The 16,290-nt window shown below is 37.6% G+C and carries 16 protein-coding genes; all 16 read right to left on the bottom strand.

Going from position 1 to position 16,290, the window contains the following annotated elements; translation table 11 throughout:
• Position 1: 1 nt before the first annotated feature.
• Positions 2 to 1,291 (bottom strand): flagellar hook-length control protein FliK, encoded by a 1,290-nt coding sequence (locus tag SNE38_RS03435; RefSeq protein ID WP_191702383.1) that lies wholly within the window; start codon positions 1,289 to 1,291, stop codon positions 2 to 4.
• 25 nt (positions 1,292 to 1,316) lie between these two features.
• On the bottom strand, positions 1,317 to 1,907 hold the full coding sequence (locus tag SNE38_RS03430) for a MotE family protein (RefSeq protein ID WP_336045856.1): 591 nt from the start codon (positions 1,905 to 1,907) through the stop codon (positions 1,317 to 1,319).
• A gap of 28 nt (positions 1,908 to 1,935) precedes the next feature.
• On the bottom strand, positions 1,936 to 2,382 hold the full coding sequence (gene fliJ / locus SNE38_RS03425) for a flagellar export protein FliJ (protein ID WP_191702381.1): 447 nt from the start codon (positions 2,380 to 2,382) through the stop codon (positions 1,936 to 1,938).
• 2 nt (positions 2,383 to 2,384) lie between these two features.
• Positions 2,385 to 3,710 (bottom strand): flagellar protein export ATPase FliI, encoded by a 1,326-nt coding sequence (fliI, locus tag SNE38_RS03420; protein WP_336045855.1) that lies wholly within the window; start codon positions 3,708 to 3,710, stop codon positions 2,385 to 2,387.
• Positions 3,711 to 3,715: 5 nt separating this feature from the next.
• A complete protein-coding gene (locus SNE38_RS03415; RefSeq protein ID WP_336045854.1) occupies positions 3,716 to 4,513 on the bottom strand; it encodes a FliH/SctL family protein in 798 nt (265 codons plus the stop codon).
• Positions 4,506 to 5,519: a flagellar motor switch protein FliG gene (gene fliG / locus SNE38_RS03410; RefSeq protein ID WP_191702378.1), complete on the bottom strand. Its 1,014-nt coding sequence runs from the start codon at positions 5,517 to 5,519 to the stop codon at positions 4,506 to 4,508. The genes SNE38_RS03415 and fliG overlap by 8 nt, the downstream gene beginning before the upstream one ends.
• 14 nt (positions 5,520 to 5,533) lie before the next feature.
• The gene (fliF, locus tag SNE38_RS03405) at positions 5,534 to 7,123 is read right to left on the bottom strand and encodes a flagellar basal-body MS-ring/collar protein FliF (protein WP_336045853.1); all 1,590 of its coding nucleotides are present in this window, start codon (positions 7,121 to 7,123) and stop codon (positions 5,534 to 5,536) included.
• 57 nt (positions 7,124 to 7,180) lie between these two features.
• Complete coding sequence (gene fliE, locus SNE38_RS03400) at positions 7,181 to 7,489, bottom strand: flagellar hook-basal body complex protein FliE (RefSeq protein ID WP_336045852.1); 309 nt, start codon at positions 7,487 to 7,489, stop codon at positions 7,181 to 7,183.
• Positions 7,490 to 7,496: 7 nt separating this feature from the next.
• Complete coding sequence (flgC, locus tag SNE38_RS03395; RefSeq protein WP_191702375.1) at positions 7,497 to 7,961, bottom strand: flagellar basal body rod protein FlgC; 465 nt, start codon at positions 7,959 to 7,961, stop codon at positions 7,497 to 7,499.
• Between the two features lie 2 nt (positions 7,962 to 7,963).
• Positions 7,964 to 8,353: a flagellar basal body rod protein FlgB gene (gene flgB / locus SNE38_RS03390; RefSeq protein WP_191702374.1), complete on the bottom strand. Its 390-nt coding sequence runs from the start codon at positions 8,351 to 8,353 to the stop codon at positions 7,964 to 7,966.
• Positions 8,354 to 8,891: 538 nt separating this feature from the next.
• Positions 8,892 to 9,671, bottom strand: a complete 780-nt coding sequence (gene codY / locus SNE38_RS03385; RefSeq protein WP_191698416.1) for a GTP-sensing pleiotropic transcriptional regulator CodY — start codon at positions 9,669 to 9,671, stop codon at positions 8,892 to 8,894.
• 85 nt (positions 9,672 to 9,756) lie between these two features.
• Positions 9,757 to 11,148 carry an ATP-dependent protease ATPase subunit HslU gene (gene hslU / locus SNE38_RS03380; protein WP_191702373.1) on the bottom strand — a complete coding sequence of 464 codons (1,392 nt, stop codon included), beginning with the start codon at positions 11,146 to 11,148 and terminating at the stop codon, positions 9,757 to 9,759.
• Positions 11,148 to 11,690 (bottom strand): ATP-dependent protease subunit HslV, encoded by a 543-nt coding sequence (gene hslV / locus SNE38_RS03375; protein ID WP_191702372.1) that lies wholly within the window; start codon positions 11,688 to 11,690, stop codon positions 11,148 to 11,150. The genes hslU and hslV overlap by 1 nt, the downstream gene beginning before the upstream one ends.
• A gap of 19 nt (positions 11,691 to 11,709) precedes the next feature.
• The gene (xerC, locus tag SNE38_RS03370; protein WP_191702371.1) at positions 11,710 to 12,609 is read right to left on the bottom strand and encodes a tyrosine recombinase XerC; all 900 of its coding nucleotides are present in this window, start codon (positions 12,607 to 12,609) and stop codon (positions 11,710 to 11,712) included.
• Between the two features lie 262 nt (positions 12,610 to 12,871).
• Positions 12,872 to 14,185 (bottom strand): FADH(2)-oxidizing methylenetetrahydrofolate--tRNA-(uracil(54)-C(5))-methyltransferase TrmFO, encoded by a 1,314-nt coding sequence (trmFO, locus tag SNE38_RS03365; RefSeq protein WP_191702370.1) that lies wholly within the window; start codon positions 14,183 to 14,185, stop codon positions 12,872 to 12,874.
• Positions 14,186 to 14,203: 18 nt separating this feature from the next.
• Entirely contained in the window at positions 14,204 to 16,288 is a 2,085-nt protein-coding gene (topA, locus tag SNE38_RS03360; RefSeq protein ID WP_191702369.1) for a type I DNA topoisomerase, read from the bottom strand.
• Between the last annotated feature and the right edge of the window lie 2 nt (positions 16,289 to 16,290).

Here is a 16,290-nt window from a genome sequence, read left to right as displayed (position 1 = left end):
ACTATACCTCCTCACTTAATAAATCTTTAAACGAGATAACTTCTTCTTCTTGATTATCTTCTTTTTCCTCTACTTCATCTTCTTCCTTTTGTTTACCAAAGAAGTTATTCAAGAAGCTTTGGTCACGAGTATTACGATCCGCATCCTGTAATGATTGCGCGACATCTATTCTATCCATTTGGATATTTTGCGCTACAAAACCAGCTTTTAATTGGTTCATATTATTTTCTAATAGTTCTTTACCAATTGCAGTCGTTGCTAATAATCGAGCAGTAAGTACACCATCTTTTTGCACTAATTCAATACGGATTTGGCCTAAGTTTTCTGGGAATAGCTTTAAAAATAATTTCATATTGCCTTGTTGACCAGAAAGTTGACTACGATTGATTAGGTTTTGAATTTCTTTTAATAGTGCCTCTGATTGCGCTGGTTTTTCAGCTGGTAATGTAATTGTTACGTTTTTTATTTGAGTTGCTTGTTGCTGTAATTGAATAGCCGGTTGTGTATCAGATTCAATTTTCACAGTAGTCTGTTGAGCTGGTTGATTTTGTTGTGACTGATTTTGACTGTTTTGCTGAGCCGATTGCTGTGTTACTTGTTGTACTATTTGTTGGAAATTAGTTGTTTTCGTCGTATTTTGCTCTAGATCAACTGTTTTTCGAGCTTCATTTGCTAATGCTAATAACGCTTCTTTTAATTGTGCTAATTGAACTTCCTGCTGATACACTGTGTCAACTTTATTTCCTAAAAGCTGTGTCAACTTTAAAAATTGAACGACTTGTTGTAATTCTTTCGGTTGAACATTTAAGGAATCATTTTGTTGTAACCCTTGAATTGTCGCTAATATTTCACTCAAAATTTGTGGTGCTTGCTCGATAATTGACCAAATATCTTTACTTTCATGATTCGTATTACCTAATAACTGATCAATAATTCGAGTAAGTTGCTCCTCAGTCATGCCTACAAGTTCTGCTATGTTTTCAAGTGACAACATTTCATCAACTGCAATTGGTGTACCTTCCTCGCCAATGAAAGCAAATAACTCCGACTCGTCCATCTCAATACCTAACTGCTGTAACAAACTTGGCAATGAATCATTTTCTAAAATGCCTATCACACTGTTAGCTAAAGAATCTTCAGTTGATTCTATTTGTTGAACAGTTTGCTTTGTTGATGAGACGATGGATTGAAACACACTTCCAAAAGCCTTTGCATCGGGTACAGAAGATTGTACTGTATTTGAGTTCGATATCTGCTTTGGCATTTTTGTTTGTAACATTCCTATATTCATTTGTTCCACCTCCCTTCAAAGTCACTTATTGTTGAGATAATAGTTCGGTATAACGAGCCGCATCTGCAGGAGTCATTTTTGTAAAAATTGCTGATAATGTATCGGGTTTCATGCTCGCCATTATACGTAAGCTTTCCGTATCGCTCATTTGAACCAGTATCGGCGCTGCTGATTTAGCCGACATTTTTTCAAAAGTTGATAAGATTTCTTTAAATTCCTTTTGCGTCTCTTCCTGATTGCGCTTTAGTTTTTCAATTTCAAACAGTAGACGTTCCTGCTCAACTAACAGCTCTTCCTTTTCAAGTGCAGAAGAATCTATTTGTGATTGCAGTTGGGAAATTTGAGCCTCTTTTTCCTGAATTTCCGCTTGTAGTTCTACAACTTTTTCTTCATTTAATAAACTGTTTTCAATTACGCCGTCGCCTTCATCCGAGCTGATAAATGGAATTTTCTCAACGACACCATCCGCCATTTTAAACACGTTATATTCCGTCACAGATGTAATAATTAATAAAATTGCAATGAGGAACATAAATGGAATTAAAAATAAATAGAAAAACTTTTTGAAAAAACCGGCTTGATTTTCTACTTCATTATCTTTCATGTGTTGTTCCATTTTATTTTTATCTCTTTTTGCCACGGAATCACCTAATTTCTTTCTTGAAAAACGCAATCGTCGAAAGCTCATCTAGTTGCATTGCTTCAATGCGTAACTGATCTTCTTTGAATCTTTCAAAATCGTTTTCACGCATTTTTTCATATTTACGTACTTCCAAGTTTTTTTCTAATAATTTTTGCTCATGCCAATTCATTTTCGCCCGTGCCTGTGTTACTTTTTGCTGGGCATCTTCAATTGTTTTTTCCATACTATCGATGAATTTGGAATAATGATTAATTTCATCTATGGAAGAGCCTACTTTTAAGCGTTCCTGCTGATAGTCAATTAAATCTTCTTTTTTCTTCAATAGTTCATATAACTTTGTCGCAATTTCCTCAAACACATGGACTGATTCTTTAAATGCGAGTTCAGATTCTGTTTTTTCCTGATCTTTTACAATAAGAATTTTTTCAAAACGATAATTGTAATTCATACTTAACGTGCACCACCATTCGATAACGCGATAATTTCATTTACAGTTTGATCGATTGAAACTTTATCTTTATATCCTTGCTTTAGAAACTCGGTAATAAGCGGTTCATGCAAAATGGCTTCATCGATTTCTTTAGATGTACCACGTTTATAAGCACCAATATTTATTAAGTCCTCCGATTTCGAATACGTGTAATACAACTCCCGCAATCGGTTTGCTGCACTAACATGTTCCGGATCAGCGATATGATTCATTAATCGGCTTACGCTCTTTAACACATTTATCGCAGGATATTGCCCTTTATTCGCAAGATTCCGATCCAATACGATATGTCCATCTAATATTCCGCGCACTGCATCAGCAATCGGCTCATTCATATCATCACCGTCTACCAACACAGTATAAAATGCGGTAATTGTCCCGTTAACATTCGTTCCGGAACGCTCCAATAACGTTGGTAAAATGGCGAATACAGAAGGTGTATACCCTCTAGTCGCAGGGGGTTCCCCGATAGCAAGTCCAATTTCACGTTGGGCCATCGCTACACGGGTTACGGAATCCATCATTAACATTACGTTTTTCCCACGATCACGGAAATATTCTGCAATCGCTGTAGCTGTAAACGCTGCTTTTATTCGCATAAGTGCTGGCTGATCACTTGTGGCTGCCACTACGACAGAACGCTGTAATCCTTCAGGACCTAAATCACGTTCAATAAATTCACGAACTTCCCGTCCACGCTCACCAACAAGAGCGATTACATTAATATCCGCCTCTGTATTACGTGCAATCATACCTAGCAATGTACTTTTACCAACGCCTGAGCCGGCAAATATACCGACACGTTGACCGCTTCCTACAGTAAGCATCCCGTCTATAGCCTTTACCCCAACTTCCAATTGTTCATTTATTGGGGGACGACTTAATGGATTTGGGGGCTCCTTTTCTGTTTGGACTGTTGTTAAACCTCTCGGCAACGATTGCCCATCAAACGGATTCCCCATCGCATCCAATACTTTCCCGATTAGTTCCGGACCTACTTTCACCTCTAACGGTGTTCCTGTTCCTTCTACGAGACAGCCGATTGATATTTCCTTTAAAGACGAATACGGCATTAAAATGACGATTTCATCTTTAAAGCCCACTACTTCAGCTAACAAAACTTGTGTACCATTTTTGGACGTTTGAACATGGATTTTACATACGTCACCAATAGAACTTTCCGGACCTTGCGACTCAATCATTAAGCCTACAACCCGAGTAACTCTTCCATATTTTTTAAATGTATTTAAATTAGGAATCTGTTCAACTAATTGAGCCGCTTTCATCCATATCAGTCCTTACTTTCGATTAGTTCATATAATTGTCGGCGTAGCTCTTGCAATTGGTCATCTATCGATACGACAATTCGTCCATGATTCGTTTCTATATAACTTTCAGTAGACTCTAAATCTTCATTCACAAAAATCATAAAGGGTACATTAACAGGAAACATTTCAGCCAATTCATTATGATTCTCTGTAATGAGCGCATGGTATTCAGGCGCTACATACAATTTTATTTCTTTCATTTCACGCGCCTCTTTTAATCCACGTTCAATAATTGAAACAAAATGCTGATCATTACGGTCAAGCTGTGCATTAATAATACGCTCCGCAGCCGTCATAGCTAGTTCCAGTAATACCGCTTCTTGCGATTCAATATAGGCGGCAGCATTTTTCTGTGCATCAGTCATTGAATTATTGGCTATTTGCAATTGCTGTTGCATATTTGCATTTGCCTTTTGGACACCATCCTCGTACCCTTGTGCAAATCCTGCATCATACGCTTCCAGTTGAAGTGATTTTTTTTCTTCTTCCCACGTTTGCTTTAGCGCTTCAATTGTAGCGAGCTGTTCATTACGATATTGCTCAAACTGAAGTTTTTGATTCTCTATTTCATTTGATGTCTCTTTTAACATTTTTTGACGCTCATGTTGAATGTCTTCAATAGTTAATTGAGGTGTATCGTCCATTTGTTCTTCTTCCGTTTTCGCATAATGAATTGGCTCGAAGAAGTTTTGAAGTTTAATCTCTACAGTAGACGCTTCTTCTGCTTTTTGTGCATTTGTTGAACGGATGATTCTAGACAATTACGTCATCTCCTCCACCACGTGCAATTATAATTTCCCCTGCATCTTCTAAGCGGCGTATTACTGCAACGATGCGGGATTGAGCTTCCTCTACATCACGCAGACGTACTGGCCCCATAATTTCCATTTCTTCACGGAATGTCTCAGCCATACGTTGCGACATATTGCGGAAAATAATTTCCTTAACTTCGTCTGAAGAAACTTTCATTGATAATAGTAAGTCTTCGTTTTCACAGTCGCGGATAACACGTTGAATTGAACGGTTGTCCAGCGTAACAATATCCTCGAATACAAACATGCGTTTCTTAATTTCCTCTGCAAGTTCTGGATCTTGAATTTCAAGCGCATCGAGAATTGTCTTTTCTGTTTGACGGTCTACACCATTTAATACTTCCACCACTGCATCGACGCCACCTGTTTCCGTGTAATCCTGCGTAACTGTCGATGATAATTTACGTTCCAGTACAGATTCAATTTCACTAATTACTTCTGGTGAAGTAGATTCCATAATGGCAATTCGTTTTGCAATATCCGCCTGAACTTCCTGAGGCAATGAAGAAAGAATTACCCCTGCTTGCCCTGGTTCCAAATAAGAAAGAATAAGCGCAATTGTTTGAGGGTGTTCATTTTGAATAAAATTAAAAATTTGTGACGGGTCTGCTTTTCTAGCAAAATCAAATGGTCTTACTTGCAACGAGGAAGTTAGACGATTTAAAATAGCCTGCGCTTGTTCAGCACCTAATGCTTTTTCAAGAACTGTCTTTGCATAACCAATACCACCTTGCGTAATATAATCTTGCGCAAGTGCTATTTGATGGAATTCTTCTATAATCTCTTCTTTAACATTCGATTCTACTTTTTTTACACCGGAAATTTCCAGTGTGAGGCGTTCAATTTCCTCTTCGCTTAAATGCTTATATACAGAAGCCGAGACTTCCGGTCCTAGAGAAATCAGCAGTAAAGCAGCCTTTTGCTTTCCTGACAAGTCTTTATCTTTCTTGGACACAGCTGAACCTCCTATTAGTCTTCAGCAATCCAACTACGCAATAGCTTTGCAAAATCTTCTGGCTTTTCTTTTGCCATTTTTTCTAATTGCTTACGGCGTACAGTCGCTTCAGTTTCTTTTTCTTCAGAAATATCTTCTATTTCAATTAATTGTTGTTGCTGTTCTAATATTTCCAACTCTTCTTCTTCTTGTTTGCGTCTACGTGTACGAATTACGTAAACTATTAGCAATATAATTGCAACCAGTAAAATTCCACCTATTACCCATATCCACCAAGGAATAACTGATTCTGGTTGTTCATTAGCCGAATCGTTACCGTGGAATTGCTGAACAGATACAACTATACGATTAGCAATCTCTTCATCTGTTAAATTACCGGCAGCTTCTTGATCAATTGAAGTACGTACAATTGTCGATAAAATTTGTTCAATATCTGTACGAACACCTTGATCAAATTCATCCACTGCGTTAGGTGGCTCTACCATTACTTGAATGCCTAAATTACGGATTTTGTATGGACTTTCCTGGATTTCTCGGCGTATACGGTTTACATCGTTGTTAATTGTTTCTTCTACACGTTCATAATCGCCATCCCCTGTAGAACCTTCCACATAATCAACAAAGTTATCCGTAACCCCTCCAGCTTCTGTAGTACCGTCTGCCATGGTCCCACCTGAATATGTTTCAGTGATACGTTGGGCACTTATTTCTATACCTGTCATATTTTCTTCATCTACAGGCTGTACTAAATTTTCTTCACGATTTTCTTTTTTAAAATCAATATCGGCCGAAACATTTACTACGACTTTTTCGGGACCGATTAACGTTCCAAGCATTTGCTGAACTTGACGCTGTAAGTCACGTTCAATCGTTTTTTTCACTTCCATCTGCCCAGTAACAGTATTTATCCCATTACCTCCACTTTCTGCAGAAGCAAGGTCATAATATTCAGAATATTGATTCATTATCGTTATATTTTCTTTTGGTAAGTTCGGAATACTCATTGAAACTAAATTAAATAATCCTTTAATTTGGTCATCCGAAAACTTATGCCCTGGAGCTGTATTTAATACTATAGCCGCTTGCGCTTCACCTTTTGCATCTTTAAGGAATACGCCTTCTTCCGGCAAACTTATCATGACACTTGCATCTTTAACGCCTTCGAATTTACGGACTAAATTAGCTAAATCAGTCTCAATTGTCGCTTGTTTTATAACATTGAATTCGTTGTCCGTCATCCCAAACCCGGCATTTGATGTAAAGAACGAAGTATCAATTTCACCAGAATCTGGATACCCCTGTGCTGCTAAGGATACTTGCAGATCCTGCACTTTATTTTCCGGGACCAATATTATTGTTCCACCATTTGTCACTTCATATTTTACACCTTGCGAAGCAAGCACTTCCGTAATTCTTCCTACCTCAGCTTGAGACATTTCCGGGAATAATTGTGCCATTGTAGTGCGGGTAGAAAAATATGTAATAGTAGCTGCAATTACAATAACAGCTAAAAGTGCTCCAATTATCGCACCTTTTTGATTTTTTGTGCGACTTTGCCAAAAACCAGTGGAGTCGCTTTTAATTTTAGTAAGTCGTTCATTCATTATGAATCCTCCGCTAATAGTGAATGCCCAACAATTTATTATTCGTTGTTCAAATCATTACACACTCATACGCATAATTTCTTGATAAGCCTCTACAGCTTTATTACGAACTTCAATTGTTGTGTTTAAAGTAACACTTGCTTTCTGCGCTGCAACCATTACTTCAAATAAATCAACATCTCCACCATTGATTAATTTTTGTGTCATTGTATCTGATGTTTTTTGATGTTCATTTACACTAGCAATCGCTTCTTTTAAAGTATTAGCAAATTGTTGCTGTGCATTTGCAGGTGTTATTTGACTCTGAACATTTAATTCATTCACAGATTGTGCGGGAGACATAAACGATATTGGATTAATTGCCATTTAATAATCATCCTTTCCCAATTTCTAAAGCTTTTGTTAACATGTTTTTGTTTGCATTAAAAACAGTTATATTCGCCTCATACGATCTGCTCGCTGAAATCAAATCAACCATTTCCTTTAATAAATCAACATTTGACATTTGTACATAGCCATCTGCATTCGCATCAGGATGTGTAGGGTCATAAACTAGCTTAAATGGTGTCTCAGTATCATCTTTAATAGAAGAAACTTTCACGCCATTCCCAGCACCGCTTTTCACCGTTTTACCCATCGCACTATTCAGGAAGCTGGAAAATTGACCTTCCTGTTCTTTTAAAGTAACAGATTTCCTACGGTACGGCTCCCACTCCCCGTTCACTTGCTTTGCCCGGGTCGTATCTACATTTGCTATATTTGACGATATAACATCCATTCGCAAACGTTGCGTTGTTAAGGCAGAAGCTGTCGTATTCATACTATGAAAAATCGACATGACTATCTCCCCCCTTTGACAACGTTATTTAACGTAGAAAATTTACTACCAATTCGATCGATAAGGGCATTGTAGTAAATGGTGTTTTCAGCTAATTTCGCTTGTTCCGCATCCATATTCACTGCATTACCATTTGGTCTAGTACGGAAATTATTTGAGTACACACCATTGCCGCCGATTTCCATTTTAAAATCATAATGTCTAGCATCTGTTCGATTGGCCGAGATTGAATCTTTTTTCACATCATTAAAAACATCTTTAAAGCTTACTTCTTTCGTTTTATAGTTCGGTGTATCAACATTCGCAATATTTTGGGAAATTGCTTTATTCTTTAATGTAGCGTACGAAAGTCCTTTTTCCAGACTGTTTATAGTACCACCAAATAAATCCAAAATGCTCACCTCATTCATTGTTTACTAAATAATGTACATGAAATCTTAATAATACAATTGTAATTATATTTTTTTGCAGTGTCTATCGACTTTAGACCCTATTAGATAGTCTAAATTAACCATTTTTCGCGATTTTTTTCTTTATTAATTGGAATTATAGTGAAAAACAAATATATATTTCCTAGTAATATAATCCTTTTGAACCTATCATTCTATCCTGCAATCAGGAAAATACTAATTTATAATATATAATACCTTTCATTATAAATGATTTAATAGAACTAATATATAAATTAGACTCAAATATCATACACTAAAACCCTGTAAAAGTTGGACTTTATAATAATAATTCATAAAATTGTAACAAACCCTTTGTCATACGGTTTTATTTTTATATAGGTATAAATATTATTTATTTTATTGTAGTAACCAATCCATAACTATCATTTGTTTTACATAAACAGTAAAAAGTACCCAAATCGCCCTCAAAAAAAAAGACACAACAAGGTAGAAAAACCTCATCATGTCTGTTTATTATTTATTTCATTTTGATTTCTGCCAAAGCTGTAAGGAATTTATCGTTCAATACTTTAATATATGTTCCCTTCATCCCTAACGAACGCGATTCAATAACACCTGCGGATTCCAGCTTACGTAAAGCGTTAACGATAACCGAGCGAGTAATTCCTACACGGTCTGCAATTTTAGAAGCTACAAGCAAACCTTCATTGCCATCAAGCTCTTCAAAAATATGCTCAATCGCTTCAAGTTCAGAATAAGATAACGAGTTAATTGCCATTTGAACGACAGCCTTCGAACGAGCTTCTTCTTCAATCTCTTCCGACTTTTCGCGTAAGATTTCCATACCAACTACTGTTGCGCCATATTCAGCAAGAATTAAATCATCATCTTCAAACTGATCGCTAATGCGAGCTAAAATTAACGTTCCTAAACGGTCACCGCCACCAATAATAGGAACAATAGTAGTTAATCCGTTTGAAAACAAGTCTTTGTTTTCAACAGGGAATGCTGTATGTTCATTATTAACATCCAAGTTAGGAGATGTTTCAGTAATATTGAATAAGTTTTGTGTATATGCTTCTGGGAATTGGCGCACTTCAAACATTTTTTTCATACGCTCATTTTCGATTTGCTGGTGAATGGAAATACCAAGTAACTTCCCTTTACGGCTTACGATAAATACGTTACTTTCGATTATATCACCTAAAGTATTTGCCATTTCTTTAAAGTTAACCGGTTTCCCAGCAGATGCTTGTAACATCGAATTGATTTTTCGTGTTTTTGTTAATAAATTCATTTCTATTTTCCTCCTACAGGACTTGTTTAATTCACTTAATATTCTAAAGGTTTTTACAATTTAAAGATACTAATTCAACTTATAATTAAAGAATAAATTGTGATAAATCTTTGTTTTTTACTATATTCGACAATTTTTGATCGACATAGTTCGGGGTAATGTCGATATGTGCTGGTGCAATTTCAGAAGCCTCATAAGAAAGTTCTTCAAGTAATCGTTCTAAAATTGTGTGAAGTCGACGCGCACCAATATTATCCGTTTCCTGATTTACTTCAGTAGCAATTTCTGCAATACGTTCAATTGCTTCTTTTGTAAATTCAAGTGTAACGCCTTCCGTTTCAAGTAATGCTTTATATTGTAAAATTAACGATTGATCAGGCTCCTGTAATATACGTACAAAATCGTCCTTCGTTAATTTTTCAAGTTCTACACGAATTGGGAATCGCCCTTGCAATTCTGGGATTAAATCGCTCGGCTTAGATATATGGAACGCACCTGCTGCTATAAAAAGCATGTAATCGGTTTTTACAGTTCCATATTTCGTTGTTACAGTTGACCCCTCTACAATCGGTAATATATCACGTTGCACCCCTTCACGGGATACTTCGGCAGATGAAGAACCTTTACTCGCAATTTTGTCAATTTCGTCAATAAAAATAATACCGGACTGCTCTGCACGGTTAATTGCTTCACTGGATAAAGCATCTGTATCGATTAGTTTATTGGCTTCTTCCTGAACTAAAATGCGGCGTGCATCCTTTACTTGGACTTTACGTTTTTTTGTTTTTTTCGGCATTAAATTAGACAGCATATCCTGCATACCATTCGCATTATCGATATTCATTCCGGGCATCGCATCAAAAAGTGATGGTGCACTTTCCGTCACTTCTATCGTTACCCACTGTTCTTCTAATTTTCCGTCTTTTAAATCCTGAGCAATTTGCGCACGTCTAGTACGAATCTCAGGCTCTTCTTGTTGAGCAGCATCTTCTTGTGCTGTGTCTTTTTGTCCAAAGAGCATTTCAAATGGATTTTGCGTCAGCTTTTCTTTTACTTTTGAAGGGACTAATAATTTTATTAGCACTTCATTTGCATTGCGCTCAGCCTGTTCCTTTACTGCTTCAACCATTTCGTCTTTCACAAGGCGCCGAGACGCTTCTACTAGGTCACGCACCATTGATTCAACATCACGACCTACATATCCAACTTCCGTAAACTTTGTTGCTTCCACTTTAATAAATGGGGCATTTGTTAGTTTAGCAATTCTACGCGCAATTTCTGTCTTCCCTACACCAGTAGGTCCAATCATTAATATATTTTTCGGTATTACTTCAGTTTTTAATTCTTCACTTAGCAATGAACGGCGGTAACGGTTGCGTAATGCAATCGCCACAGCGCGCTTGGCTGTTTCCTGACCAACAATATGTCGATTCAAATGTTCCGTAATTTGTCTTGGTGTTAAATTGATCGAAGTCATTATAATACCTCCAAGATTATATTATGGTTTGTAAACACACAAATATCCGCAGCAGTCGTTAATGCAGCTTCTGCGATTTCCTTTGCCGATAAATGATCTCCAGCATGTTTCTTCAATGCTCGACCAGCCGATAAAGCATAATTACCTCCGGAGCCGATCGCTAAAATCCCATCATCCGGCTCAATAACTTCACCTGTACCTGATACAAGCAGCAATGTTGATTCGTCCATGACGAGCAGCATCGCTTCAAGCTGTCGTAGCATTTTATCTCCACGCCATTGCTTTGCTACTTCGACTGAAGCCCTTTGTAGATTCCCATTATACTCATTGAGCTTCGCCTCAAACATTTCAAATAATGTAAAAGCATCTGCGACAGAACCTGCGAATCCCGCTAAAACTTTCCCATTAAACAGACGTCTGACCTTACGTGCCGTATGCTTCATTACAACTGCATTCCCTAATGTAACTTGACCATCCCCTGCCATTGCACATTCACCTTTATGATGAATGGCGAATATCGTTGTCGCATGAATTTGACCCATATTTCATTCCCCCTTAACTTTATGCTCTCGGATGACTATTCATATATGTCTTTCTTAAAGCTTCTTTCGTTACATGAGTATAAATCTGAGTTGAAGATAAATTCGCGTGTCCAAGTAATTCCTGAACTGTACGCATATCCGCTCCATTATTTAATAAATGCGTAGCAAATGTGTGGCGCAGCATATGTGGATAAATTTTAGTGTGCATACTTGCATTATCGATCATTTCACTTAATATATAACGCACACCACGGGTAGTAAGTTCGCCACCTCGCATATTGACAAAGACTTTTTGATGGTTTTCTTTTTTCATTAAAGATGGACGGACCTGCTCTATATAACGAGTAAGTGCCTCATGTGCATACTGTCCAAAGGGAATAATTCGCTCTTTACGGCCTTTTCCCATGACACGGACGATACTGTAATGAAAATCGATGTCTGCAAGCTCTAAACTTACACATTCACTTACACGCATGCCGGTAGCATATAGAATCTCCAACAATGCGATATTACGAATTTGGATAGGCTCATTGCCTTCATTTTTTTCGAATAGTTGTTTTAATTCTTCCTCATAAAAAAAGCTCGGTAATCGCTCTTCCTTTTTCGGATGATAAAGTGAACGAAACGGAGCATCATCAATATTCAGTTCTCGATTTAAAAACCGGAAAAAAGAACGGATAGATGAGATTTTCCTTGAGATGGAAGTTCTTGCTTTTTGTTCATCATAAAGCTTTGTTACATACAAACGTGCATGGATATATTCAACTTCTGTAATTTTTTGTACACCTTCAGAATGTAAAAATGCAAAGAACTCATGTAAATCAGATTGATATTCTCGTACAGTATGTAGAGAAAAGTTCTTTTCCAACTGTACGTAGCGAATAAATTGTTCTAAATGATTTTGCAATGTTACATCCATCCTGTATACCCCCAGTTATTCCAAAAGAGAAATGATGTGTATGGACACTTAATATTTCCTAAAAAAACATACATATTGACACTATACCTATCATGATAACTTTTCAAGTAAAATATGCTAGAATTATTCACTTTTCTTGTATTTATTCGGCAATTCCAATAATTATCACAATATTTTTCTAGTTTACCCAATATTTCACTGAATTTTATAGCATAAATGTAAAAGCCCCTAAAGTATATCAGTCTTTAAGGGCTTTTCGCAATTAAACTACTTGAGTATTAATAAAATTCTGAATTGATTCTAATGCGCGGTTTGCATGGCGTTCTGCTCGCTCCGGCTTTGATTTAATACGTTCGCCAAGCTCCGGGAAAATGCCGAAGTTTACGTTCATTGGTTGGAAGTTTTTCGCATCTGTATGTGTAATGTAACGAGCCATCGCACCTAAAGCTGTTTCGTGCGGGAAGTACAGCAACTCTTGACCTAGCGCCATGCGAGCTGCGTTGATTCCTGCAATTAACCCACTGCCTGCAGATTCTACATAGCCTTCCACACCTGTCATTTGACCAGCAAAGAATAGATTTGGACGAGCCTTTAATTGATAAGTTTGCGTTAATACCTTTGGTGAGTTGATAAATGTATTACGGTGCATTACCCCGTATCTTACAATTTCTAAATTCTCTAAACCCGGAATCATGGAGAATACACGCTTTTGTTCCGGCCATTTTAGGTGTGTTTGGAAACCTACCAAATTATAAAGTGTTCCTGCAGCATCATCTTGACGCAATTGAACAACGGCATATGGGCGTTTATTTGTTTTAGGATCTTCTAAACCTACTGGCTTCATCGGACCGAATGTCATCGTTTTTTCACCACGGGCAGCCATCACTTCAATTGGCATACAGCCTTCGAAATACTTTTCTTTTTCGAATTCCTTTAGTGGTGCACATTCTGCAGTAATTAATGCTTCACGGAATGCATTGAACTCTTCTTTCGTCATTGGACAGTTCAAATATGCTGCTTCACCTTTGTCATAGCGTGATTTCAAGTATACTTTGTCCATGTTGATTGAATCTTTTTCGATGATAGGTGCCGCTGCATCATAGAAGTATAAATATTCTTCCCCAGTAAGACCTTGAATCTCCTTCGCTAACGCTTCGGAAGTTAATGGTCCTGTCGCAATAACAGTAATCCCTTCAGGAATTTCAGTTACTTCTTCATTGATAACCTCAATTAGCGGATGATTTTTAACTTTATCTGTTACATGTCCCGCAAACTCATGTCGGTCTACAGCCAAGGCACCACCGGCAGGTACTGAACTATTGTCCGCTGCTGCTATAATAACAGAATCCAATTTACGCATTTCCTCTTTGATTACACCAACAGCGTTTGTTAAGCCATTTGCACGTAAAGAGTTTGAGCATACAAGCTCAGCGAATTTATCTGTGTGATGTGCAGGTGTTTGCTTTACTGGGCGCATTTCATATAAACGTACGTTCACACCGCGCTTCGCAATTTGCCAAGCTGCTTCTGAACCAGCTAAACCTGCTCCAATTACATTTACTATTTGTTGTGTCATTTTTGTTACCTCTTCATTTTATTGTGACGGTGTTTCTTCATAATCACATTCACTGTTTGTACATTGAATTTGAACACCTTTTTTCAATTTCTTCTCTACTAATAATGAACTACATTTCGGACAAGGTCTACTAATCGGCTTATCCCATGATACAAAGTCGCACTCCGGATAGCGATTGCACCCGTAGAAAATACGCTTCGTTTTGGATTTACGCTCAACAATTTCACCATCGTCGCATGTTGGACATTTTACATCGATTGGTTTGACTATCGCTTTTGTGTTACGGCAATCAGGGAAGTTTGAACAAGCCATAAATTTCCCGTAACGTCCAAGTTTAAATACCATTGGATTGCCGCACTTTTCACAGTCTTCCCCTGCCGGCTCATCTTTTATCTCGATTTTTTCCATCACTTCATCTGCGTGTTTAACACGTGGTTCAAAATCTTTATAGAATTCATCGATTACATTTACCCATTGTGTAATGCCTTCTTCGATTTCATCCAGGTTCTGTTCCATTTGTGCAGTAAATTCTATGTTAATGATTTCCGGGAAAAACTCCAGTGTTGCCTGATGGACAATTTCTCCAAGCTCCGTAGGTACGAAACGTTTTGCATCCAGTTGAACATAACCACGTTTTTGAATTGTATCCAATGTCGGCGCATATGTTGATGGTCGACCTATACCCAGCTCTTCTAACGATTTCACAAGACGTGCCTCCGAATAGCGCGGTGGTGGTTGTGTGAAATGTTGCTTCGGCTCGATTTCAAGTGACTTTACTTTATCGCCAATATTCATTTCAGGCAGAAGTTTATTCGTTTCTTCTGCTTGATCATCTGTTCCTTCAATATAAAGTTTCATGAACCCCGCAAACTTTACTTGAGAACCATTTGCGCGGAATAATACATCGTTATTCTGAAGGTCCACTGTTACCGTATCTAGGACAGCTGGCGCCATTTGACTAGCAATAAAACGTTCCCAAATTAAACGGTACAGACGAAGCTGGTCACGGCCTAAAATCGTTTTTAATTCTTCTGGCGTTCGCATCGCACTCGTTGGTCGAATCGCTTCATGGGCATCTTGTGCATTCGCCTTTGATTTCACTTGCTTTTGCTCTAAAGCGATGAAATCTTTGCCGTATTTTGTTTCGATATACGACATTGCTTCCGACTTGGCAGTATCGGAAATTCGTGTAGAGTCTGTACGCATATACGTAATTAATCCGACTGCCCCTTCTTTTTTGCTTAGCTCTATCCCTTCATAAAGTTGTTGGGCAAGCATCATTGTTTTTTTCGCACGGAAGTTTAATTTACGCGCGGCTTCTTGTTGCAGTGACGATGTTGTGAAGGCTGGTGATGCATTGCGCTTACGTTCTTTCTTTACAACATTCATAACTTCGAAGTCAGAGCCTTTTACACGTTTTAAAACATCCTTCACCTGTGCTTCATTTGTTAGCTTAATTTTTTCTTTACCGTCTCCGTAGTAGAAAGCATCAAATTGCTTTTTACTTTTCTCGAAACTAGCATCAATTGACCAATATTCTTCTGGTATAAAGCTTTTAATTTCATTTTCCCGATCGATAATTAAACGCAATGAAACCGATTGCACACGGCCTGCCGATAATCCTTTTTTCACTTTTTTCCATAGAATCGGGCTAATATTATAACCTACTAGACGATCTAGAATACGACGCGCTTGCTGTGCATCAACTAGATCCATATTAATCGGACGTGGGTGTTTGAAGCTTTCTAATATGGCTTCTTTCGTGATTTCATTAAATACGACACGGCAATCGGAATGAATATCTACATTCAATGCAGTGGCTAAATGCCAGGCAATTGCTTCCCCTTCACGATCTGGATCGGCTGCGAGATAAATCTTTTTTACCTTTTTTGCTGCTGATTTCAGATCCTGGAGTACCGGACCTTTACCTCGAATCGTAATATATTTTGGTTCATAATTATTTTCGGTATCAATTCCCATTTGACTGCGTGGTAAATCACGAACATGTCCAATTGACGCTTTTACTTTATATTTTTTCCCTAAGTATCGTTCAATTGTTTTTGCCTTTGCAGGTGATTCTACAATTACTAAATAATCTGCCATCT

The sequence above is a fragment of the Solibacillus ferritrahens genome (assembly GCF_037027585.1).
GTDB classification, from domain to species: Bacteria; Bacillota; Bacilli; order Bacillales_A; family Planococcaceae; genus Solibacillus; species Solibacillus ferritrahens.
This window is presented reverse-complemented; position numbering and strand designations above follow the sequence as displayed.